This is a genomic window from uncultured Nostoc sp. (assembly GCF_964247315.1).
Classification (GTDB): domain Bacteria; phylum Cyanobacteriota; class Cyanobacteriia; order Cyanobacteriales; family Nostocaceae; genus Nostoc.
In genome coordinates this window covers 16,588-40,705 of sequence record NZ_CAXTTT010000004.1, presented here as the reverse complement: position 1 = coordinate 40,705, position 24,118 = coordinate 16,588, and the positions used below count along the sequence as shown (strand labels likewise).

At 44.1% G+C, this 24,118-nt stretch carries 16 protein-coding genes and 2 pseudogenes; 14 read left to right on the top strand and 4 right to left on the bottom strand.

The genetic code is table 11. From position 1 onward, the window contains the following. Positions 1–44: 44 nt before the first annotated feature. Complete coding sequence (locus ACFE93_RS02320; protein WP_375471837.1) at positions 45–299, bottom strand: gas vesicle protein GvpG; 255 nt, start codon at positions 297–299, stop codon at positions 45–47. A gap of 209 nt (positions 300–508) precedes the next feature. Between ACFE93_RS02320 and gvpN the strand changes: the two genes are divergently transcribed. The 14 genes from gvpN to ACFE93_RS02250 all read left to right on the top strand — a co-directional run bounded on the left by gvpN (position 509) and on the right by ACFE93_RS02250 (position 21,152). Beyond that, entirely contained in the window at positions 509–1,681 is a 1,173-nt protein-coding gene (gvpN, locus tag ACFE93_RS02315) for a gas vesicle protein GvpN (RefSeq protein WP_375471836.1), read from the top strand. Beyond that, positions 1,678–2,007, top strand: coding sequence for a gas vesicle protein (locus tag ACFE93_RS02310; protein ID WP_375471835.1), 330 nt, complete (start codon positions 1,678–1,680; stop codon positions 2,005–2,007). Before gvpN ends, ACFE93_RS02310 begins: the two co-directional genes overlap by 4 nt. 11 nt (positions 2,008–2,018) lie before the next feature. Further along, positions 2,019–2,453, top strand: coding sequence for a gas vesicle protein K (locus ACFE93_RS02305; RefSeq protein WP_375471834.1), 435 nt, complete (start codon positions 2,019–2,021; stop codon positions 2,451–2,453). A 36-nt stretch (positions 2,454–2,489) separates the two neighbouring features. Next, positions 2,490–3,239 carry a GvpL/GvpF family gas vesicle protein gene (locus tag ACFE93_RS02300; protein ID WP_375471833.1) on the top strand — a complete coding sequence of 250 codons (750 nt, stop codon included), beginning with the start codon at positions 2,490–2,492 and terminating at the stop codon, positions 3,237–3,239. Positions 3,240–3,448: 209 nt separating this feature from the next. After that, positions 3,449–5,284, top strand: a complete 1,836-nt coding sequence (locus ACFE93_RS02295) for an AAA family ATPase (protein ID WP_375471832.1) — start codon at positions 3,449–3,451, stop codon at positions 5,282–5,284. A gap of 50 nt (positions 5,285–5,334) precedes the next feature. Further along, entirely contained in the window at positions 5,335–6,024 is a 690-nt protein-coding gene (locus ACFE93_RS02290; protein WP_375471831.1) for a GvpL/GvpF family gas vesicle protein, read from the top strand. Between the two features lie 486 nt (positions 6,025–6,510). Next, on the top strand, positions 6,511–6,732 hold the full coding sequence (gene gvpA / locus ACFE93_RS02285) for a gas vesicle structural protein GvpA (protein ID WP_163931998.1): 222 nt from the start codon (positions 6,511–6,513) through the stop codon (positions 6,730–6,732). A 75-nt stretch (positions 6,733–6,807) separates the two neighbouring features. Beyond that, positions 6,808–7,233: a hypothetical protein gene (locus ACFE93_RS02280; protein WP_375471830.1), complete on the top strand. Its 426-nt coding sequence runs from the start codon at positions 6,808–6,810 to the stop codon at positions 7,231–7,233. Between the two features lie 142 nt (positions 7,234–7,375). After that, the gene (locus tag ACFE93_RS02275; protein ID WP_375471829.1) at positions 7,376–7,909 is read left to right on the top strand and encodes a chemotaxis protein CheW; all 534 of its coding nucleotides are present in this window, start codon (positions 7,376–7,378) and stop codon (positions 7,907–7,909) included. A 135-nt stretch (positions 7,910–8,044) separates the two neighbouring features. Then, entirely contained in the window at positions 8,045–13,291 is a 5,247-nt protein-coding gene (locus ACFE93_RS02270; protein ID WP_375471828.1) for a GAF domain-containing protein, read from the top strand. 15 nt (positions 13,292–13,306) lie between these two features. After that, positions 13,307–16,471, top strand: coding sequence for a response regulator (locus ACFE93_RS02265; RefSeq protein WP_375471827.1), 3,165 nt, complete (start codon positions 13,307–13,309; stop codon positions 16,469–16,471). A 77-nt stretch (positions 16,472–16,548) separates the two neighbouring features. Beyond that, positions 16,549–17,574, top strand: a complete 1,026-nt coding sequence (locus ACFE93_RS02260) for a chemotaxis protein CheW (RefSeq protein ID WP_375471826.1) — start codon at positions 16,549–16,551, stop codon at positions 17,572–17,574. A 29-nt stretch (positions 17,575–17,603) separates the two neighbouring features. Beyond that, a complete protein-coding gene (locus ACFE93_RS02255; protein WP_375471825.1) occupies positions 17,604–18,872 on the top strand; it encodes a GAF domain-containing protein in 1,269 nt (422 codons plus the stop codon). Positions 18,873–18,896: 24 nt separating this feature from the next. Beyond that, positions 18,897–21,152 carry a hypothetical protein gene (locus ACFE93_RS02250; RefSeq protein WP_375471824.1) on the top strand — a complete coding sequence of 752 codons (2,256 nt, stop codon included), beginning with the start codon at positions 18,897–18,899 and terminating at the stop codon, positions 21,150–21,152. Between the two features lie 506 nt (positions 21,153–21,658). Here ACFE93_RS02250 and aroH read toward each other — a convergent pair. The 3 genes and pseudogenes from aroH to ACFE93_RS02235 all read right to left on the bottom strand — a co-directional run bounded on the left by aroH (position 21,659) and on the right by ACFE93_RS02235 (position 24,093). After that, positions 21,659–22,096, bottom strand: coding sequence for a chorismate mutase (gene aroH / locus ACFE93_RS02245; RefSeq protein ID WP_375471823.1), 438 nt, complete (start codon positions 22,094–22,096; stop codon positions 21,659–21,661). A gap of 556 nt (positions 22,097–22,652) precedes the next feature. Further along, positions 22,653–22,986, bottom strand: a pseudogene (locus tag ACFE93_RS02240) (transposase); the annotation flags it as partial. A 42-nt stretch (positions 22,987–23,028) separates the two neighbouring features. After that, positions 23,029–24,093 (bottom strand): annotated as a pseudogene (locus ACFE93_RS02235) (IS630 family transposase). Between the last annotated feature and the right edge of the window lie 25 nt (positions 24,094–24,118).

Below are 24,118 nucleotides of genomic sequence, written 5' to 3'. Positions count from 1 at the left end.
GCACGTTAGTTAAAGCAATAAATCACACAAGCCAGGAAAGAATTTCAATACTCTTGTGCCTGATTGCGTTCCTCCTGTTCTGCTTCCAGAATTGCTAATAAAAGAGCTTCCTCCTGAATTTCAAACTCTTCTTCAGAAATTTCTCCCATATCAAAAGCAAGTTGGAGTGTAAGAAGCTGCTTGCTGAGATTTTCTTTATCATCAATTTCAGTATTCGCCTGCTCTAAAATTTTTTCCCCAAGCCACGTTACCCCCATTAATGGGCCAGTAATCGGTAATAGTAAGAAGCGCAGAACCATATTATTTACACTCGTGTGGATTATTAAGCTATCCTCGCAAGACCGTAATTATGCTGATGACATAGATATTAAACATTACTAGTCTTGTGTTGATGCCAAAATGCGTTGGATTTGAGTCCAGTTAAAGCTTATTGACATCTGTATTTGATATTTATGATGTAAAAAAAATTACTTTTGCATGATATTACTATTTAGGAGGAACTTATAGTTTGACAACAGTATTAAATGCATCTTTGCAGCGATTTGTCAATACACCTGCTATTCAACGCATTGCTCAACGTGCTTTGCGCTATCTACAGTCAGGTTTTTCAGTACATTTACGTGGTTCAGCCGGAGTCGGAAAAACTACTCTGGCAATGCATCTAGCTGATTTGCTCAATCAGCCTATCATCCTTTTATTTGGAGATGATGAGTTTAAAACCTCAGACTTGATTGGTAATCAATTAGGTTATACCCGCAAAAAGGTTGTTGATAACTTCATCCACAGCGTTGTCAAAGTTGAGGATGAACTCCGACAACACTGGGTTGATGCACGATTAACCCTAGCTTGTAAAGAAGGATTTACGCTGGTTTACGACGAATTCAATCGTTCGCACCCGGAGGTAAATAACGTTTTACTCTCCGTACTTGAGGAGAGGTTGTTAGTATTGCCAACAAACCAACATCGAGCCGAGTATATCCGGGTTCATCCTCAGTTTCGGGCAATCTTAACATCAAATCCTCAAGAGTATTGTGGAGTTCATGCAACTCAGGATGCTTTGATGGATCGTGTTATTACCATCGATATACCTACACCTGATGAACTGACTCAGCAGGAAATTGTAATTAATAAAACAGGCATAGATTCCGAGAAAGCAGAAGTAATTGTGCGCTTAGTACGGACGTTTTGGAGTCGATCTGGCTCTGGACAAGGTGGTGGATTGCGATCCTGTCTGATGATTGCCAGAATTTGCCACGAACACGAAATTTCCGTAAACTTTGGAGATCCTAGCTTCCAAGATATTTGTGCCGATATCCTGCTTTCTCGCACGAATCAACCTCTGATAGAAGCAACTCGGCTACTAGAAGAGGTTTTGAGTGAATTGCATCATAGTACAAATACTCAATCTCAGCCAGCAGAGATAATACCAAACAGCCCAAATCAGATTGTATTGGAACAACGAGTACCTTACGAGCATGAAGTTTACAACTACCTGTGCAAGTCTCCAGGAAGGCGTTTCTCTGAATTGGCAGTAGAATTAGGGATCGATCGCAGTCAAATTGTGGCTGCACTCAAGTCTCTCAGAGAGCAGGGAGTATTAGTACAAATGCAGGGCAATGCCGAGCTGCCGAGCATATCACAGACAGTTGTTTTTGATTCTGGTCATTTAATAAACAAATGAGTACTAATACTAATCGGGGAGTTATCACAGCAACTCAGGGTTCTAGCTTGGCAGATATTCTAGAACGGGTTCTGGATAAAGGCATTGTGATCGCAGGAGATATTTCTATTTCCGTAGGCTCCACAGAACTGCTCAACATCCGGATTCGTTTGTTGATTTCTTCTGTTGATAAAGCCAAAGAGATTGGAATTAACTGGTGGGAGAGCGACCCCTATCTTAATAGTCAAACTCGCACCTTATTAACAACTAATCAACAACTTCAAGAGCGTGTTGCCAGTCTAGAAGCAGAACTGCGATCGCTCAACGCTCAAAGTACTCAATCCTAATAATCATCAGAATGCAGGCGATTAGCAAATCAAAAGGTTCCGATTCAGGTTTAGCACCGTTGTTATTGACGGTTGTCGAGCTGATACGTCAACTCATGGAAGCTCAGGTGATTCGGCGAATGGATGCTGGCACCCTCAACGACTATGAGCTAGATCGAGCTGCCGAAAGCCTGCAACAGCTTGAACAACAGGTTGTTAAGCTTTGCGAGATATTTGATATTGACCCAGCCGATCTAAATATTAACTTGGGTGAAATGGGAAATTTACTTCCCCAATCTGGGGGATACTACCCTGGCGAAACCTCTAGTCAACCCTCTATTCTAGAACTCCTCGATCGCCTATTAAATACGGGTGTTGTGGTTGAAGGTGACTTGGACTTAGGACTGGCTCACTTAAGCTTAGTTCATGCCAAGTTAAGATTAGTACTCACCTCTAAACCCCTGTAACTTTTTTATCTACATTCTTCTTGGTAAGACATTCTTATGAGTTATGGCTTTTACATTTATGGAATTTTGACCTTGCCGGCTCCAGAAAACTTAAATTTACAGGGCTTAGATCGGCAACCTATACAAATTAAAATTTTGGATGGTTTTGCAGTAATTTACTCCGAAGCCCAGCAAGAGCGTTATTTGGCCAGCCGTCGTAACCTGCTAAGTCATGAGAAAGTCCTTGAGGAGATCATGCAAGCAGGCGATCGCAATTTACTCCCCGTGCAATTTGGACTTTTGGTTTCCAGCTGGGAAACTGTTTCACAGCAATTAATTCGTCCTCATCAAGAAGAATTGACGCAATTGCTGGCGAAGTTATCGGGTTGCCGAGAAGTGAGTGTCAAAGTTTTTTGGGATACTGATGCAGAAATTCAGGGACTATTGGCAGAACACCCAAATCTCAAAACCGAAAGGGATAAACTAGTGGGTCAACCCCTGAGTATGGAACAAGCGATCCAAATAGGGCAAGCGATCGAACAGGGAATAAACGATCGCAAGCAAGGCATTATAGATGTATTTCAAGGCACGCTCAACTCCATTGCGATCGATGTGGTGGAAAATACTCCCCAAATGGACACAATGATCTACAATTCAGCCTACCTAATTCCTTGGGAAGCAGAATCACAATTTAGCGAACACGTTGAAGCACTCGATCGTCAATTTGAAGACCGTTTGCGAATTCGCTACAACAATTTCACTGCCCCGTATAACTTTGCTCGTCTGCGATTATTCAATTCCAACTGATTAATTCCTCTCCCTGTTGAACAGCAATAAAAATTGAGAATCAAACATTATTGAAACTTTTTATTTTTTGGAAACATGACTTACGCAATAACTCTCTAAAACTCTTATTTCTCTGCGTCCTTTGCGTCCTTGGCGGTTCGTTTTTTAATTATTTTGCGTAAGTCCTATGGAAATTAAATTTTTCTCTGCCTTTTATTTAAGTAAAATCAATGGACGATATATTTAAAGGATTTGAACAGCTATTAGAAATTGCCAAAGCTTTAGAAGAAAAAGTAGAGAAAGGGGAGTTAAAAACTTCTATTCAAATTCAGTCTCATCATCTCAGTAGTATTCCCCGGCAAGGCAATATTCCCAGAAAAAGTAGTTCCAGCCGAGTCCAATCCAATTCCACCGTTGGCACCACCAATACATCTACACCAACGGATAATGCTGATGTCACCCCACCATCAGCTAAAACAAACTCAAAAGCTTCTTGGCAACATGTCGGCGGCTTGGCTGATATTCTCAAAGAAATCAGAGAGTTAGTCGAAATTCCACTTAAACGTCCAGATTTATTGGTGAAATTAGGATTAGAGCCTCCGCGTGGGGTTTTGCTAGTAGGCCCGCCCGGTACGGGAAAAACTTTAACAGCCCGTGTTTTGGCAGAAGAGTTAGAGTTAAACTACATTGCCATCAATGGCCCAGAGGTGATGAGCAAGTATTACGGGGAAGCAGAAGCTCGTTTACGAAGTATTTTTGAGAAAGCAACTCGTTCTGCTCCCTGTCTGATATTTATAGATGAAATTGACAGTCTAGCCCCAGATCGCAGCCAAGTGGAAGGTGAAGTTGAAAAAAGACTAGTGGCACAATTGCTTGGGTTAATGGATGGGTTTGCCAAAACCGAGGGCGTACTTGTATTAGCGGCAACAAATCGTCCCGATTATCTCGATCCGGCGCTTCGTCGTCCGGGACGCTTCGATCGCGAAGTTCATTTTCGGGTTCCCGATCGCGATGGACGATTGGAAATTCTCACGATTTTGACAAGTGCCATGCCCTTGGAGACTTCAGTGAATTTAGGAGCGATCGCTGATTTGTCCGTCGGTTTTGTCGGTGCTGATATCAAAGCTCTTTGTCAAAAAGCAGCCTACATTGCCCTTCGTCGTCAAGTCCCCTCGCTCAACAGTCCCATTCCTGAGAACATGACTATCATGCAGCAGGATTTTCTCGAAGCAATTAAGGAGATAAAACCCTCAGTTCTCAGGGCTGTAGCAGTTGAAGCACCTAGTGTCAGTTGGGATGACATTGGTGGTTTGGATAATGTTAAACAAAAACTTCAAGAATCTGTTGAGGGCGCACTTCTCTATCCCGAACTATACGAGCAAACCAAAGCCAAGCCTCCCCGTGGGATTCTGTTGTGGGGGCCGCCGGGAACGGGAAAAACATTACTTGCAAAAGCGATCGCTTCCCAAGCTAGAGCCAACTTTATTGCGGTGAATGGCCCGGAATTACTCAGCCGATGGGTAGGTGCCGCAGAACAAGCAGTCAGAGAACTGTTTCGCAAAGCTCGACAAGCAGCTCCTTGCGTTGTGTTTGTAGATGAAATTGATACCCTAGCACCAGCACGGGGACGATTCAGTGGTGATTCTGGAGTTAGCAATCGCGTTGTCGGTCAACTGCTCACCGAATTGGATGGGTTGCATGAATGCCCGAAAGTATTGTTAGTAGGAGCAACTAATCGTCCAGAAGCGCTCGATCCTGCGTTGCTTAGAGCCGGAAGATTGGACTTACAAATAAAAATCGATCTACCAGATCGAGCCAGCCGATTAGCGATTTTACGAGTTCACAATCTAGATCGTCCCCTGGTTGATGTCGATTTAGAAACTTGGGCGACAGTTACCGAGGGCTGGAATGGGGCAGACTTGGCTTTGTTAAGCAATCAAGCAGCTTTAAGCGCAATTCGTCGATACCGCGCTCAGGGATTAAGCGACTCTAGCTTGATTCAGATTATAAATGATGATTTCCAAGTTACATACCAAATGCTTGCTAATCAGCATCAATCTGAATAGTCTCTGCCTTCTGCCTTGTCTCTACGATAAACATTCACGCCGACCTACTTATGTCAATATACGCCTATGCTCTATTAGTACCGATCGCATCACCGCTTGTTCTACCCTTAGGGATGGAAAGGAATATTGAACTCGTTTACTCTTCTGGTTTAGCCGCGATCGTAGAGCCGGAAATCTCCCTAGAGGCAATACAGGCAAAGGATGAGCATTTACTTCAAGCTGTATTAAACCACGATCGCGTAATTCGAGAACTGTTTCAACAAACTCCCCTTCTTCCCCTACGCTTTGGGAGCGGTTTTACCTCTGTAGAGAAACTGCTGAATCATCTAGAACAGCACCAAGAGCAATATCTAGAAACCCTAACTCAGCTAGCAGACAAAGTTGAGTACACTTTAAAAGCTACAGCTTGTGATTTGCTTGATGAGTCTGACACTATTGATGCTAGAGGAAAAGCCTATTTATTAGCTAAAAAACAACGCTACCAAACACAGCAAGCATTTCAAACACAACAATGCGAACAGTGGGAACTTTTGAACCAGTTAATTCTCAAAACATATACAAATGTTATCTGTGAAACTCAAAAGCCAGATGTGCGGCAAATCCACTTTTTGGCACAGCGCAACGATTCAACGCTCAGTACGCAGCAATTTTCCCTCTGGCAGATACAATGTTCGCACTGGCAACTGGCACTGAGCGAACCTCTACCACCCTATCATTTTCTCAAAAATACTCTCAGATAAATTTATAAAAAATAAGATTTAAAACTTTTCCAGAAAAAATAAAGGTGAGCTGATTTTTTCTTTAATTTTTTTATAAAAAAATAGTAACTGCCTAGCTGGTAGTATTTGAAGAAAGGAAACCAGAGACATTACCTTGTAAAGCCTCAGTAATAACTTCCAAAAGATTCAGACCATGCTTATAAACAGTAGAAAAAAAAGAACGGATATTGGCGAATGAAACCGCAAAATCGAATCAGCCAAAGCCACCGGAAATTTTCTGCTTACACCTACCATATTTTTTCCTTGATAGGAATCATTTTTACCTTTTTACCTGGGCAGTTACAAAAAATATTGTTAACTTTTTATGATTTTTTTATTTTCTTATATTTATCTTCTATTTTTGGGAACACTAAACCCAGGAAGAATAAAACACATTGTGTAAGTTTTACCTACTGCTCAATCAGAGCAGGATGAAATCAATAATTAGAATTGTGAGAGCAAAATAAAATGGCTGTTGAAAAAGTTAACTCATCTTCAAGTCTGGCTGAAGTTATTGACCGCATTTTGGACAAAGGAATTGTAGTTGATGCTTGGGTGCGTGTTTCTTTAGTTGGTATTGAACTGCTATCAATAGAAGCTCGGATTGTGATTGCTTCAGTTGAAACTTACTTAAGATATGCTGAGGCAGTTGGTTTAACATCTCAGGCTGCTGTTCCATCTGCTGCTTAACACCATATTAGAAAAAGGGAGTCTTCATGGCTCCTATTTAATATTTCTAGTTAACAAAATAGGATATTTCATCTGATGCCTCTCAAGAATTTATGGCAACAAGAGCGATCGCAGCGATTGCAAATAACTGCTGAACGCCGTCAACAAGTTAACCAGTGGAAACAGTTAACTCAACAAGAACTTCAAATGCAAGCAGATTTGCTTCATCAAGACTTGAGGAGTTTTGTTACCAGCCTTCACAACAACAGAAAGTTACAACAGCAGCAATTTCAGCAAGAGATTGTAGAACGGGAATTTGAAATATTGCAAATAAAAACAGATGTCTGGCAACGCCAGCAAAAATACCGCCAAGAGCGGGCAGCAAAAGCTCAAGTATTATTCCAGGATTTGCAAAATTTCCGGGCACTTTTACATGACAGTGTTTGGGGAGATTACAGTCACGGACAAGCAGTTTCCCCAACTCCTGCTGAAAAAGAGAAATTAGAAAAGCAATCCCGGTAGTGATTTGCTCAACTAAAAACACAGATGTTGATAAAACTTGGGGCACTATGAGTGGTGCCGATGGCTATTTAGTCAAACCTGTAGATGAAAATACCTTGCTCCAGACTGTTAATAAATTTATTCGCTAAAGGAAACTGGGGCAATGGTACAGGGCAATGATAGCTTTTCTTCGCTACCCATTAATAGCCAATTTCGACTTGAAAACTCTCCCCAAGGAAACAACCAGAGGTTTTTAAGATTTCCGTTGAATGGAAAGGTAAATGGGTTACTCCCATTAGCTGATTTGCGGGGAGTAATTCAGGTTGCACTCACCGAGATTTTACCAGTACCGCAAGTAACAGAATTCTTGTTAGGCATAATGAATTGGCGGGGAGAAGCTATCTGGATTCTCGATTTGGCAGGTTTGTTGGGAGCAACACACTGGTGTCGGCGAGAAAGTGTGCGTAACTCTGGCATGGCGATGCTTGTTCAAGTCCAGAATCAAACCGTCGGGCTGTTGGTGGAGCAAGTCAATACCATTGAAGTTTATGACCCCCAAGAGCGGTTAGCGGTTTCGACATCGATGTTACCTGCCCGACTAGGCTCGTTTTTACAGGGTTACTTTGTGGATTCTCAAGGTAGTCCTTTGATGTTAATTGACACCCATGTTGTGATTCAAGCCCTTCAGCCTCTTTAAAGTTTAGAGCTTCCTACACAACGCCAAGGGCAGACGCACAAAGGCTTCTGTACGCCCAAGCTGTTCTAGAAAATTAAGTAGACCCCTGAAGCATTCTATTTATTAACTCCGATAACCTTCATAGCAAGAAAGATTATGGTAACGCAACACAATCTTACACCCAGCCAACCACACACAAATTCCAGCAACGGTTATAAGGAATCTGATAACGGGCATACCGTCGATCTAAGAGCAAAACAGCAAATCACCTCCACTCTAGAAGAATTGCGAACTGAACTGGATCAAGCTGATTGGGTGGAAACAGGGCCATTGCGAGACAGAATCCGCAAGTTAAAAGAACTGGTAAGTGTGTTGCCATATCAAGACGGAGGAGATGGATTAGAGGTAGAGCAAGTACAGGCGATCGCCAGCAAAATCCGCCAATTTTCCGATCTAGATACTTTACTCGCCACTGTTGTTATGGAGGTACAAAGCGCCCTGCAAGTCGATCGCGTGGTGGTGTATGAGTTTACGAATCCGACGCTGGGGATAGTTGCTGTGGAGGCGATGAGGGATGGCTTTACCCCAATGCTGAAGGAAAAACTGCCCGCCGTCACTTTTGGGTTAGGTTCTGCCAAGCTTTATCAACAAGAAAAATTAGCAGCGATCGCGGATACCTACACTGCAAGCTTGTCTCCTTACCAAAAGCAGCTCGTAGATCGATTTCAGGTAAGAGCTTGTTTGAGTTTGCCGATCTTAGCAAAAGATGGGGTTTGGGGTTTGTTGGTAGTGCAGCAATGCACTGCTGCTCGCCAGTGGCAAAATGCTGAAATTCAGTTACTAAAACTAATCGAGCAGGAATTAGAAGTGCAACTGCAAGTTGCCGTCATTCAAGCTACGTTGCAACAAGAAGTAGAAAAAGACCAAATCCTTGTCGGTGTAACGAATAAAATTCTCCAGTCCAAAGATTTGGATACCATCTTTCGCGTTGCCAGCCAAGAAGTGCGACAGTCACTAAAATGCGATCGGGTGGCAGTTTATCGTTTCCAGCCAGATTGGAGTGGGGAATTTGTTGCTGAATCTGTTGGATCTGAGTGGGTTTCTCTGTTAGAAGAACAGCGAAACAACCCAGCAATTGTCAAGAACGTTAACTATTGCAGTGTTAGGAACTTTGCAGACGAAGGGGGATTGGCTGGAACAACAGGGCGATCGCCCAGTGCAGATAGCTACATTCAGCACACCCAAGGCAAAACTTTCCATCGCGGACAGATTTATCGAGTTACTAATGATATCTACAGTACTGGTTTTTCTGACTGCTATATCAAAGTTTTAGAAACCTATCAAGCCAAAGCATACATTATTGTTGCCATCTTCCAAGGAGAAAAGTTGTGGGGCTTGCTCGCTGCCTATCAAAATTCTCAGCCTCGTCAGTGGAAAGATAATGAAGTTCGACTAATGGTGCAGATTGCATCTCTGTCTAGTATTGCTATTCAACAGTTGCAATATCAGCAACAACTTTATAACCGCTCTGAGGAGTCAGCCAAACTTGTTGAACGAGAACGTACTGTTTTCGGCATCATTGAAAAGATTGGGCAAGCAATGGATCTTCGCACCCTTTTCCGCACTGCAACCCAAGAGTTGCGTCGATTTTTAAAATGCGATCGCGTTGTCGTTTATCAATTTCATCCAGACTGGAGTGGAGAAATTATCGCTGAATCTGTGGCTGCTGGTTGGTCGTCCCTGTTGGAGATGCAGGAACAAGACGGCATTTTAAAAACAGGTCTGATGTCTTCAGAACGTTGCCATGTTAAGGATTATGGCTCCCCTGTTAAACCTGATGCCGATACCTATCTGAAGGAAACGCAGGGTGGAATATACACCAAAGGAACGCGCTTCCGCAAAGTCAACGATATTTATGCAGCTGGTTTTTCACCTTGCTATTTAGAAACATTAGAGAAGTTCCAAGCCAAAGCATACATTAATGTTCCCATCTTCCGCGCTGGTAATCTTTGGGGTTTGTTAGCAGCCTATCAAAATTCTGATGTTCGCAAATGGGCTGAGGAAGAGATTGGTGCTTTGTTGCAGATCGGCGAACCGTTGAGCATTGCCCTCCAGCAAGCTGAATATATCGAACAGCTACGGTTAAAAAATCTAGAAATGACACAAGTAGCTGAAGTAGAAAACGCCATCGCGCGAATGGCGGATAGAATGCTTCATTCCCAACAGCCAGAAACAATTTACCGCACTACCTTGGCAGAATTGCGGCAGTTGTTCAAATGCGATCGCCTAGCAATATATCGCTTCAACTCTGACTGGAGTGGTGAATTTATTGCTGAATCTGTAGGAAGTGACTGGGTGCCTCTGGTTGGTTCCGATATCAAAACCGTATGGGAAGACGAACACCTACAGCAAACCCAAGGCGGGCGCTATCGCAACAATGAAACTTTTGTTGTCAATGACATCTATGCTGTTGGTCATGCCCAGTGCCACATCGACTTGTTAGAGCAGTTCCAGGTTAAAGCCTACACGATCGCTCCTATTTTTGCTGGAAACAAACTTTGGGGTTTGTTAGGAGCTTATCAGAATAGCGGGTCGCGCCAGTGGAATTCTGAGGAGGTGCGATTACTAACCAAATTGGGCATTCAGTTGGGGTTAAGCGTGCAGCAATCCGAGTACATCGGAGAACTGAAAACGAAGAATGCAGAGTTGGCGCAAGCAGCAGAAGAGGAACAGTTGCTGACAGGGATGGTAGAAAAAATTCGCCAAGCTCAAGAGGTAGATACAATTTTCCTGAATGTGCTGCCAACTTTACGCAAACAACTACAGTGCGATCGCCTTGCAGTATTTCGCTTTAATCCCGGCTGGGGTGTGGAGTTTATTGCCGAATCCGTAAAAGATCAATGGCTGTCTTTAGCCAGTTCCGACAGCAAAACGATTTGGATGGACGAGCACTTACAAGAAACTCAGGGCGGACGCTATCGCAATCATGAAACCTTTGTTGTTAATGATATCTACACTGTCGGTCACGTTCAGTGCTACCTAGAGATATTAGAAAAAATCCAGGCCAAGGCTTACACAATCGCTCCTATCTTTATTGGCAGCAAACTCTGGGGCTTTTTAGCAGCATACCAAAATACTGGCCCTCGGCAGTGGAAATCCAAGGATGTGCAACTGTTGAGAAAAATAGCTGTGCAAATAGGTATAGGCTTGCAACAGGTTGAGTATATCGAACAGCTCAAAAAGAAGAATGCAGAATTAGCCCGAACCGCAGAAGGGGAACGAGCACTGACACGGCTGGCAGAAAAAATTCGCCAAGTTCAAGAGCTAGATACAATTTTCCGCAATGCCCTACCAGAATTGCGATCGCATTTGGAATGCGATCGCCTAGCAGTGTATCGCTTCAATCCAGATTGGGGTGGGGAGTTTATTGCCGAATCCGTAAGTCGTGAATGGGTGGCTTTGGTTGGCCCCGATATCAAGACTGTATGGGAAGACGAACACCTACAACAAACCCAAGGTGGACGCTATCGCAACAACGAAACTTTTGTTATTAATGATATTTACACTGCTGGTCATGCCCAGTGCCACTTGAAAATTCTCGAGCAATTCCAGATGAGAGCCTATATCATCACCCCGATTATTGCCGGAAACAAGCTCTGGGGTTTGTTAGGAGCATATCAGAATAGCGGGCCGCGGCAATGGCAAGATAATGAAGTCAACTTGGTAGCGAAAATCGGCACGCAGTTTGGGGTTGCCGTCCAGCAATCGCAATACTTACAACAAACCTTAAGTAAGAATGAGGAACTGATCAAACTGGCAGAACGGGAAGTAGCAAACGCCCGATTTTCCTATCGCCTGCCAAGTCGGTTAACAGAGATGGCCCAAAGTCATGGTAATGTTCTGGAATTTGTCCAGTTTGCCAGCCACGAACTTCGCCAGCTACTCAAAGTAGATCGAGTTGGAGTTTACCGTTTTGAGCATGATTGGTCTGGAGAATTTGTCGTTGAGTCTGTAAGTGGGGATTGGCCTAAGCTTGTGGGAACTAGCCTTGCCAAAGTTAGAGATACCTATCTCCAGTACAACCAAGGAGGGCGTTATGTCCGCAAAGAAAGTTTGCGGGTTGACAATATATATACTGTCGGTCATGACGAGTGTCACATCCAATTGTTAGAAATGTGGGGAACTAAAGCCTACATGATTTCTCCGATTTTTCAAGAAAATCGGCTATGGGGGCTGATGGGAGTTTATCAAAATAGCGCACCGCGTCAGTGGGAGCAATCCGAGGAGGATGTTCTTAACCAAACTAGCGTCCAGATTGGTGTTGCCCTGAATCTTGCAGAGTACCTACAACAGATGCGTATCCAAGAGCAGCAATTAGCAGAAGCAGCAGAGCGCGAACGCACCGCCCGAGAAAAACTGCAACAAGGAGCTATACGCGTTCTCATGGCTTTGGAACCATCCTTTAGGGGCGATCTCACGGTTCGCGCTCCCCTATCTGAAGATGAAATTGGGACAATTGCCGATAGTTACAACACTACGATCCAAAGTTTGCGCGATTTAGTCCGACAAGTGCAGATTGCTGCTGGTAGAGTGAGTGAAACTTCCAGCAATAACACTACCTCAGTAGTAAAACTATCTGACCAAGCTCAACAGCAGGCAGAACGGCTCGAACACGCTCTGGAACAATTACAAATGATGGTAACTTCCACCCAGATAGTCGCTGCTGATGCCCAGAAAGTAGGACAGGCGGTTCAAAGAGCTAATAACACCGTCCAAGCTGGCGATTCCCTGATGGAAAGAACCGTAGATGGCATTTTGGAGATTCGGGAAACCGTGTCCGAAACAGCGAAGAAGATTAAACGTCTCGGTGAAGCTTCTCAGAAAATCTCGAAAGTAGTGAGTCTGATTGAAAACTTTGCCACTCAAACTAATTTACTGGCACTCAATGCTGCGATCGAGGCTACCCGTGCTGGAGAGTATGGCAAAGGCTTTGCGGTGGTTGCAGATGAAGTTCGTTCCCTGGCTTATCAGTCGGCTAGTGCCACCACAGAAATTGAGCGACTCGTAGAAGAAATTCAAAATGGCACTAACGAAGTTACCCAAGCAATGGAAGTAGGGATTAGCCAAGTTGTCCAAGGCTCAAACTTGATCGATGAGACTCGTCATTCCCTGAGTGCGATCGTGGCAGCTACCAACGAAATTGGCGGACTGGTACAAGGAATTACCCAAGCAGTTTCCCATCAAAGTCAGCAATCTCAGATATTGACAGAGGCGATGACGGATGTTTCGGCGATCGCCCGCAAGACTTCAGAAAGTGCCATCCACATTTCCGAGTCTTTTGAGGAACTGCTGATGACTTCACAACAACTGGAAACCAGCGTTAGCCAGTTCAAAGTTGACTAATCTCGCAAAACTGTTATGAACCTCGATCCCGGTAATCAAGAGCAGGTAGAGCAGGCTTTTCTTGCGGAAGCGGCAGAGTTGTTGCAAACCATTGAGCAGAATCTGATCGGTCTACTTGATGAAAAAACAATAGAAAAAGTTCATGCCTTGATGCGAAGCGCCCATACTATCAAAGGGAGTGCTGCCAGTGTTGGGCAAGAAACTATTCAGACAATTGCCCATCATTTGGAAGATGTATTCCAGGCGTTATACGCTCCAGAACTGGAAATCGATCCAGAATTGGGAGCTTTGCTTCTAGATGCTTATGAGTGCCTGCGAACTCCATTGAGTGCAACCTTGATGGGCTTATCCTGCAATGAGGCAGAAATACTCGATCGAACTGCCTCAATCTTCGCCCAACTCCAACATAAACTAGGCGACTTTTTTGGTCGTGAGGCTCCGCTTCCCAGTTCGGAAGAACTTGGCTTTGATGTGGTAGAGTCAATCTTTTCCGGGAGTGTACTCCAGGATTTGCAACAGCTGGAAACTGACATTCAAAGCCAAGATCCGCGACAAATTCAAACAACACTCAACTCTCAAGCAGAATTTTTTGCCGAACTAGCAGCATCTTATAGCTTATCTGGATTGGGAGAAATTGCCCAGGCAACCCTAAACGCCCTGAATCAGCATCCAGACAAAGTATTGCCAATCGCTCAGGTGGCTTTAGAAAATTTTAAAGCAGCTCGAACAGTAGTACTTGCAGGCGATCGCACTCAAGGGGGAGAGATATCTCCACAATTGCGAGAATGGGCAGGGCTAACTACTCCTGTCCCAGAACCGCAAAAGCAGCCAGTTTCGATAGCTGCCCAACCAACACAAACGACTACAACTGAGAATAAGCCATCCCCCCTCCTCAGTGCGAGCGAATCGGAATCAATTTGGTCGTTTTTCCCGAAGCGGACTGATAACTCCGTACCGAAAGCACCGGAGGTACTGGAACCTATTTCTCAGGATTCGGTAGTAGTCCCCTCTGCCATAGAGCGGATTTTACAGTCAATCTGGATGGGAGATCCCAAGACATGTTACCGCTACTCAGAATCAGATCGGCCAGCCTCTCCACCAGCGCCCAGCCTCCAAGCTCAGTCATCACCATCACTTCCCACTATCCGAGTAGCGATAGAACAGCTCGATCGCCTCAGCCACACGATTGGAGAATTGCTAATCAACGAAAACCAACAAAACCTGCAATCTAACCACATCCACAAAGCCGCTCGAGACACTCTAGTACAGTTTTTGTACTGTCAACAACAACTTAGTAAAGTTTCTACTTGGTCGGATCGACATTTGCTGCTTCCCGAACGCAAGCAGCGACATATACATGGATCTCCACGCTCAGTTCCAACTGCCGAGGCACAATCCAATTTTGATGCCTTAGAAATGGATACCTATAGCGAATTGCACATTCTCCTGCAAAATCTTACAGAAGACATGGTGCAATTAGGAGAACGGATTGAGGCTTTTAATGGCTTAGTTCAGCAATCTCGCTTCAGTCTCGGAAAGCGCAAGCAACTGCTTTCAGGAGCGCAGTCAGATTTGCTGCAAGCCAGAATGGTTCCACTGGGAACAGTGTTGAATCGATTTCCCCGACTGCTGCAACAGATGGTAGCAACTTATCATAAGCCTGTTGAACTCAAGCTTGGCGGTACCAAGGTACTAGTAGATAAAGCCATTTCTGAGCAGCTGTACGATCCCTTGCTGCACATGATTCGCAATGCCTTCGATCACGGCATTGAACCGATAGAAACCCGCCGCCAGCAGGGTAAACCAGAAACCGGAACAATTACAATTCAAGCCTATCATCAAGGCAACCGCACTACTATTGAGGTACGAGATGATGGTCGAGGCTTTAACTGGGAATCCATTCGTCAGCGAGCTATGGAAAAACACCTGCTGACTCCCGAACAAGCCGCTGACGCCTCACAAGACCAACTGGCAGAGTTATTATTTGAACCAGGCTTTTCTACCGCCAACCAGATTGGTGAGTTATCTGGCCGTGGTATTGGCTTAGATGTCGTTCGCACTCAATTGCAAGCTTTACAAGGTTCGATTGTGGTGCGATCGATTTCAGGGCAGGGAACCACCTTCATCATGCAATTGCCCCTGAGCTTGACAACAGCACGCTTGCTCGTTTGTCAATCTCAAGGTATTACTTATGGGTTGCTGTCTGAAGGAATTAGCCAGGTTTTATTACCGCAGCCAGAGCAGATTCAAGTCCAGCAATCTTTACACGGGCAAGGCAGCCAAAAATTCTGGCAGTGGGGAGAAGGGCAAAGTCAGCAACTAGTTCCCATCCGCCCGCTTGCCAATTTGCTGGATTACAAATATCCTTTATTCACCCAAGACCAAAATTTAACCCTAAGTCCTTTTCCAGTCAAACAACGAAACACTGTCGAACCTCTGCTGCTGTTAGAAACAGAGCATCAATACCTGTGTTTGCAAGTCGAGCAGATTTTAGTCGAGCAGGAATTAGTAATTAAATCCCTCGGCAGAGTCCTGACTTTACCTAGTTACATCCAAGGCTACAGCGTGTTGGGAAATGGGAGTCTTACCCTAATCGTTGACCCGTTGGAGTTAGTTCGGCAAACTTGGGAGACAGATATGATGCCGACTTCCCCAGCATCAAGTCTTGCAACTAAACTATTGCCCGCGCCTGAGCCTGTTCTTGCTCTAGAGGGGCAGCAATCCGAGCTAACGATAACGCAACCGCAGCAACAGCCGATGGAAGTCAATACAGCCGTTGTTCAACCTAACCGACTGATGGTGTTAGTAGTGGAAGATTCGGTTGTACAAAGGCAAAGTTTGGTGCAGACGCTCCAGAAAGCCGATTATCAAGTGTTGCAAGCAGGCGATGGTCGAGAGGCGATCGCTCAAATACTGCAACACGGTAATGTCGATCTAGTGATTTGTGACATTGAAATGCCGCGGATGAATGGATTTGAGTTTTTAGAACACCATCGCCAAGACGAGCGTTTGTCCGGGATTCCTGTGGTGATGCTGACTACCCGTAGCGGACAGAAGCATCGCCAATTAGCTTTAGCTCTAGGGGCGAAAGCTTACCTGACCAAACCCTATTCAGAACAGAACTTCCTAACCACAATCGCCGAACTGGTTAATAACCCTGATACCAATTCTCTAAAATGAGGCAACACATTCAAACCCCAAACCTAGATTCAGTCTAGCTTTCTTAATTACGAATTACGAATTACGAATTGGTATTTATGCTTAACACTCCCTTTCCGTTTAAGCGATTATCTGGCGCTGTGAGCGAACGCGACTCACTGCGAGTCGTTGTTTTTGCGATCGCAGACTATTTATTTGCCCTGCCAGTTGGTGCAGTTCTGAAAGTAATTGCTTGTCCACCGATTAGCAGTACGGTTGAAAGTGGTATCGGGATGGTTGATTTGGGAACGCAAACCATTACGATTGTGGACTTGCGCCAGAAGTTCATTTCGCAAGTACAAGCCCAACAGGCGCATCAAGTTCTCTCTGCTGTAGACACTTCAGGGCGCTTCTTACTTCTGACTCAAACGCGGACTGGGGAAATTTGTGGCATTCCTGTGGACAAGCCCCCTGCCTTAATTGATATTCCTTTGTCAGCAGTGCGTCCGGTGCCTTGGTCTTATCGGCAAGTGGCGGAGTTAAGCTGTGTTAGCCACATGGCTGTTTTGTCTGTAGCACCAAACGAGGAACCGCTCAAAGTACTTCTTCTAGGCATGAGCCAGATATTGGCTGATAAGTTGGGGTTGCCGGGAACAACCCCAACCTTAGCTCCTGGGCTGACATCAGGCGAACAACGGCAAAAATTTCTCCGTTTTTCCTTGGGGAATCAAGGAAGTGGATTGCTACCATTCCACTCATTAGTGGACATTATTCATCTCGCTAGCCAAGAAATTTCCCCAGCCCCGGCCTTACCAAGTTGGATTTTAGGTTTCTATAATTGGCAAGGACAGATGCTGCGGCTGGTTGACTTGGAACATTTGCTTGGTTATGCGCCACTTTTGAAGCGGCAGTCACGACCAGAAAAGCCAATGGTTCTGGTTCTCGAACTGCAAAATCAGGTAATCGGGTTTTTGGTGGCTCATGTCTACGATGTAGAGTGGCAGGATTTACAGCAAGCACAATCGGCACCAACCGACTTTTCCCCAAACAAACTGCTAAATTTTGTTCGAGGTATTCTGCCAGGCGATCGCTGGATTTTAGACACCAGAGCCATCGCCCAGACATTGCAATGGCAAACCCACTGATTTAACTTGATGCTGCCAAGGAGTTTTCTGTGACGATCGCAACCTTAGATCCTAATTCTGAAACCCAGCCTGTTGAAAATGAAATCCAGATAGAAGAAATTTTGGCTAATGTGGCTGTACTCAAAGCAGTCTTTGAATCTGCTAAGGGGCCAAAGGTCGCTCAATTGCAGCAGAAGGTGAGTCAAATCGAAGCTTTTATCCAAGCTTTGGCTAAGGAATCGCCCAGTGACAATGATCAAAATGTTCGAGGGGCTTTTCAGCTCCAGCGAGAACAACTTGCGGCCATTGAGCGACAAATGCAGCAAGCAAAAGGTGAAACTGCACTTTTGCAGGTTATAGTCACCGCCCTGCGAGATGTTCTCAACGCTGATCGCGTCCTGATTTATCGTTTTGAGGAAGATAATCGCTATCGAGCGATCGCTGAAGCTATACAAGCGGGTTGGACATCCTTGCTTAACCAATCCCTACCGATAAATTTGTTTGTTACTACCGATGTTGGCGACGGACAAAACTTGCTCCACAACCTAACTGAAGTATTAGAACTAACTGGGCGCCAACAGCAATTTTGGCAACGCTTCCAGGTGCAAGCTAGCCTGTGCTTGCCCTTGATTGTCAAACAACAGCCTTGGGGGTTTTTAGTTATTCATCATTGCCTGGAACCCCGACAATGGCAGGAAGCAGAGCGCAGTTTGCTGCAACAAGTAGGAATGATGTTGACAATTAACTTGCACTGGGCTGAAATAGTAGTTCCACCTGCTCAACAGCTGTCATCGCCTCCCCAAAAGGCTGAATCCTGCAATCGGTCTGAGTTACTAGTGCCATTTCAGCAGGTGAGCCAGGCTGTACAAGCAGGAGCAAGAATTGCCGAGTTCGCCAATGAGCATTTAATGTCTATTCAAGATACTGTTGCTATTACTAATAAACAGCTGCAATACCTTGGTGAATTTTGCCAGCAAGCTTCTGGCTTTGTTAGCCTTGTGGAAGGCTTGAGTACCAAAATTCAGATTTTGTCTCTGAATACAGCCATCGAAGCAACAAAAGCTAGCGATCGGGAACGAGGTTTGCTAGCTGCTGCCGAACAGGTGGAAATTCTCGCCCGTCAAGCCCGCGACAGCACGCTCAATATAGAGGAATGGTTCCAGGAACTCCAGCTAGCAGCAGCAGATGTTGCTTCTACTATCGAACCGTGCGATCGCCAAATCAGTGCGGGGCTGGAGTCAATTGCGCAAATCCAGGAGCAATTCAGAGCGATCGCTGATATCGCTGCTTGTACCCTCAAATCAATGTCGAAGCCATAGAATTGTCACAAACCAGGAGTTTCGATGAGTACCGATTTTGTCCCCCAACCGCAGAACGACGATCGCTTCCTAGAAGAAGCGATCGATTTGTTACTGTTCTTGGAGCAGGAGTTGCCTAACTATACAAAAAACAGTAACCCTGGTACAGCTTTGGCTCTCATGGAAGCTGCTCGCTCTCTGCATTCGATTGCCATAGCAGCCGAGCTAGATGCCATTGCCATAGTTGCGGCTGCACTAGAAGAGATTTTTCAGCTTCTGCATCAATATCGGGCAACTGTCAACGTCCCAATCGCCTCCCTGTTGTCGGAAGGATTAGATTGCCTACAGATGCTGCTGATGGCATTTTTAACAGCCTCGCAAATTGAGGAAGTAGAAATTCTGGAGCGCATGTCTGCCATTGTTGCTCGTCTACAAACAGAGTTTGGCGATTGCCAAAAAAGCGTCATTCCCCAGGAAACAAACCTTGAGACATCGATAGAGCAACCGCAGGAATATCAACCAGTTATTCAGTTTGGCGATCGCTTGACCGAGGTAGAATATTCTGCGGTTCTACCAGAGCAAGTTATGGTTCAAGACAAGGAAAACCCGGACAGAGAACTAATAAGTGAAACTGGCAGCCTTTGTCACGTAGATACCGAGCAGCTTCCCGCCAAGGTAAGGGAACTAGCAAATCCGCAGGAGTATGGGGAAGGAGATTTTCAGGCTTGGTTGGGGGATTTTTCGCTGCCTACTGAAACTTCTGTTGCATCCCTAGTTAAATCTTTTCCTCATCACCATACACTCTCTTTGCAAGAATCCATTTCTACCATAGTTGCAGCAAGTATTCCAGCCGCTACACCCATCAATATTAAGCATCTCGAACAACTAAACGCGCTAGTTGCAACATTATTAACTACATATAATCAGCAAGCCTGTCAGGAAGAACAACAGCAACATACGATCGGGCGGTTGCTCCGACAAGTTAAACGATTACAACACCTGCTGGATAATTTACAAGAATGGTCAAGACGTTTAGCAGCAATTTCAGATACCCTTTCTCCTCTAGCTGCTTCTCGCTCTCAGCAATTATACAGTACTCTGCAATCTGTTTTGGCTGAAGCGTCTCAGGTGGCATCAACTGTTCATTCCCTGAATAACAATCATCATCAACTCAAACAAGAACTGATACAGCAGGAAAAGTTGCTTAATCATTCTTCTAATTTAGTCAAAACAGTTACAACTATTCCTTTAAAAGTAGCCTTAGAACCGTTGCATCAGCTTTGGTCTCAGTTACAAGCTCTACAAGATAAGTCTGCTAGACTACATTTACAAATTAGCGATATCCAAGTCGATCGGGCATTTAGCGATCGCCTCCATGCTCTCCTGTTGCATATAAGTTGCTATTTACTAGAGCAAAGTATTGAGGCTTGCCAAACACGCCAACACCTTGGTAAAAATAGTAACGGGATCATTGAAATTCAAGTTTATCAGCAAGGAAATCAACTGATTATTGATGGCTGTGATGATGGCGCAGGACTTAACTTATCTCAAATTTATCAATCGGCTTTAGCCCAAGGGTTCGCCCTTACAAAACCAGGAGATATCTTACAAGGAACTCAACAGACTGAACTGGTACTTGAACCAGAGGTTTCATCTGTTTTATACGATCGTGCTGCCTTAGAGTTAGGAGTAGAATTAACGGAAGTTTGCAAGCAATTAACAGCTATTCAGGGAAGAATAGTATTGAAGTCTAAAGCTGGACATGGTACAGCCTTCTCGCTCCAAATTCCCCTCGATCAAAAAATTGCTCAACTTATCGTCTGTCAAGCTAACTCCAAAGTCTATGCATTTATTGCCGATTCTGTAGAGCAGATTTGTCTATCCCAGTCCGAACAAATTATCCAAACTCAAGCGGGACGCATGTTATTATTGCAGTCTTCTGGCAGATCCAGTGGCTTCCTTGGTTGTGCTCATGAGCATCTAACAACAGAAATGCTCGTCCCTATCCACTTATTGACTGATGTGCTGATTTGTCCTAACTACCTTCCCACCTCAGTTACTACTTACAGCACAGATACACTCAATGCTTTCAAGCAGGACAAGCCTTTATTAGTATTTCGTTACTTAGACAAACGATGTGCTGTAGAAGTAGATTGCATCATCGGCAAGCAATTCTCTGCGATCCATCCTCTGGGCGAAGCAATCCCAGTTGCTGCTTATATCCAAGGAACTAGCATTCTTGCCAATGGGCAACTTAGCCTGGTTTTGGATGGTCATCTTCTCACAAAATCTCTAACTTAAACTCAATACCACATTCCTAGTTTTCTCTCAAACATTTCTCTCTTAAACATTACAGAATGTGCTTTTAATGGAAGGTACATTAAGTAGACTTATCCGCAAAATGTAAATGCTTACTGTGAATGGGTTTGACGGATTCCGATTGAATAGGCGATCGCTATCTTAATCTACGATTTACAGCATTTTTCAGGTAATTGAACCACAAACTTTGATAAATTAGGATGGAGTTATTGTTTGATTCAATGCCAGTATCTTACTCAGGAGATTTACGTCGTCGTGTAATTGATGCTTATGAATTTATCACCCATAGAACTCTGTTGGTAGAAACTCAAGTAATTTCTCCGTTCCTGTGAAGCACGTACCCATGAATCACTCAACCAAGCAATGACTGAAGCTGTAAATTACATTACTGAAGATGATGTCTTCTGTTGGTTCAATCACTGTGGTCTATTTATCTGAAATTTGCTGTAACTAAAGTCTCGCAGAGCGATATCTGCGACGGGCTACGCCTAACGTAACAATGCTATATCTGGACGTAACTGAGCAGCACGATGCAGATAGACTGGGCGTAATGCATTCTGGGGTAAAGGAGTGTTTAAGTGGATTAGCACCCGAATGCAGCGATCGAGGCTATTGGCAACCTGCATCTGTTGCACATCTAGTAAAGGAATTTGATCCCAACCAGGACGACGACGTGCCACCGCAGCCGGAAACATTGCATCCAAGTCTGGAGTTGCAGAAAAGGTAATACTGACAATTTCCTCAGAGTCTAAAACATTGTTTGTTTCTAAGGCGTCTAATAACTCATCTACAGCCTCAGTAATTGCTTTTATAGAGTTGTAGCTGACTGTCGTTGCGCCTCGAAGTCCCCGGACTCGCCATTCTCCCGATACCTTGGACACACTGGAATGTTGGTCTATGTGCGTTGAAAAAGTGAGCTTATCCATATTAATTTGAAGATTGCGTATTTAAGTTTTTCTGTACACAGCAATTGCCAACTGTAAATCTCAATTATTGATATAGGACTTACGCACTGTACAAATTTGTTATCTTGTGAATCAACGAAAATATGTCGTTTCAGGCTTTTATCAATCATTCTTTGATAAATAGCGATCGCCTAAAAAGTGTCGAAAAATAAAGGTTTAATGCCTGAAATCTATACCCCATCTTTAGTTTTTCCTGTCAATGCGTAAGTCCTATGATAGTTTTATTTGGGGCAATATCAGAGGATGTTTTAAAAGGGTTTTTTGCTTTCATAATTAGCACCGCTAAGTATCTCAGTACATTGCTAAAATTTTGATTTCTCATCAGAACTAACCCAAATCAGAACGGCAAAATTATACCTTCAGGGACTTTTAAAACATCCTCTCAAATTAGCTAAAGTGAGCTAGACAATCAAGAAATCGGAACTTGTAATAGTATTGACTTGTACTCCACTCAAGATCGTTAAAGGCTCATTACTGCTGGTAATATTAATCAAAGTATCATTGTAAGGATTCAGGTCTAATATTTAGGAAGCAGAGACGGACAAGACTGATAACCAATAGAATCAGCCAGCAGAGCTTGTGCAAAAAAATCGCTCACAGACCTACCTTGACGACGGCAGGTTTGCACCACTGTCAACAGATGGGCAGTGTGTTTAAACCTGTCCATTGAACGAGAACCACCACTAACATGAGCGTTTTGTGACAGCTAAACGCAGCGATCGTTCAGCGAGATTGTTATCAGGAGGGACTTTAAAGTAGTCAAGAAAATACCACCATTGATTTGCTTTATCGCGCAAAGAACATAAAAGCTGGCCTGCCGTCGCTCCTGCCTTGTCAATCCACTGATTGAGTCAGGAGTGCAACTTATATCATGTCCGGATAAATAGTTATAATTAAGATGAGCGAGTTCTTGGCCACCAGTGGTAGCAGGTAAATCCTTGAATTAAATCATGTTGTTTGATGAGTTGTTGACATCGGTAAACTAAAAGTTCTTCCAGTTCATCTAAAGATTGTGGTGAAGAGTTAGCAACTACCTCATTTGTGAGAGGCCATAACCTAACTGAATAGTTGTAATTCAGGTGAGTAGGCAGGTAAATAAATAAAATCAATTCCTTCTGGGAGAATTAAATCGTGACTGGTATGCCAACCCGCTTGGTCAACAACAAGAAGAATTCGCTTGTTTTCTCCAACACCATATTCTTGAGCAAAATTGGTCAAAACCCGATTAAACAGCTCAGTATTCACCTGGGGTAAAATCCACGCCTTTGTTTCACCAGATTCTGGATGGACAAAACCATACAACCACATCCATTTATACCTTTGTTGTACCCTAGCCAACGGGACTTGTCCCTCTGGTATCCAAATTCGACGCAAAATGGGATGCAGACCTAGACGGTGTTTATCCATACTTCAAACCTCTATTTCCGCATTCGGATATTTGGCTTGAAGAAATTGCAGCCCCAAATTCAGTTTTTTTTCCAGTCTTCTTGTTCACTGAAATCAGCTTCTCCATGTTCCGGTCGAGTCACTCGAAGACGGAAAGTCATTTGTCTGAGGTATTCCCATCCGCGCCGACGATCTATTTTCTCACCCGTTAGTTCACTCAACCAATCTGCCACCTTACGCCCATTCCATAATCCCCCATCAGGTGCTTTTTCTGACAACACCTGCCACAGTTGGGCTTGTTGAACATCTGTTAACAATGATTCAATGCCTTGATTTAGATGCCGTTTGTTTGCCAAACCTGATGCACCATCTTGGTTATATCTTTTAATAATTTGATAAATCCAAATCCTTGTGTATCCTGTAACTTCAGAGACTTCCTTTACTGTCTTACCCGTTGCCAATAACCACACTATTTGGTAACGGCTACGTTCTGTTGCTTCTGCCGCTTGACGGTAACGAACAAACAGTTCTTCTGTACTTAAATGCTTAACGATCGCAATCCTCTTTGGCATCAGACCTAGATTTAGATACTCTGCA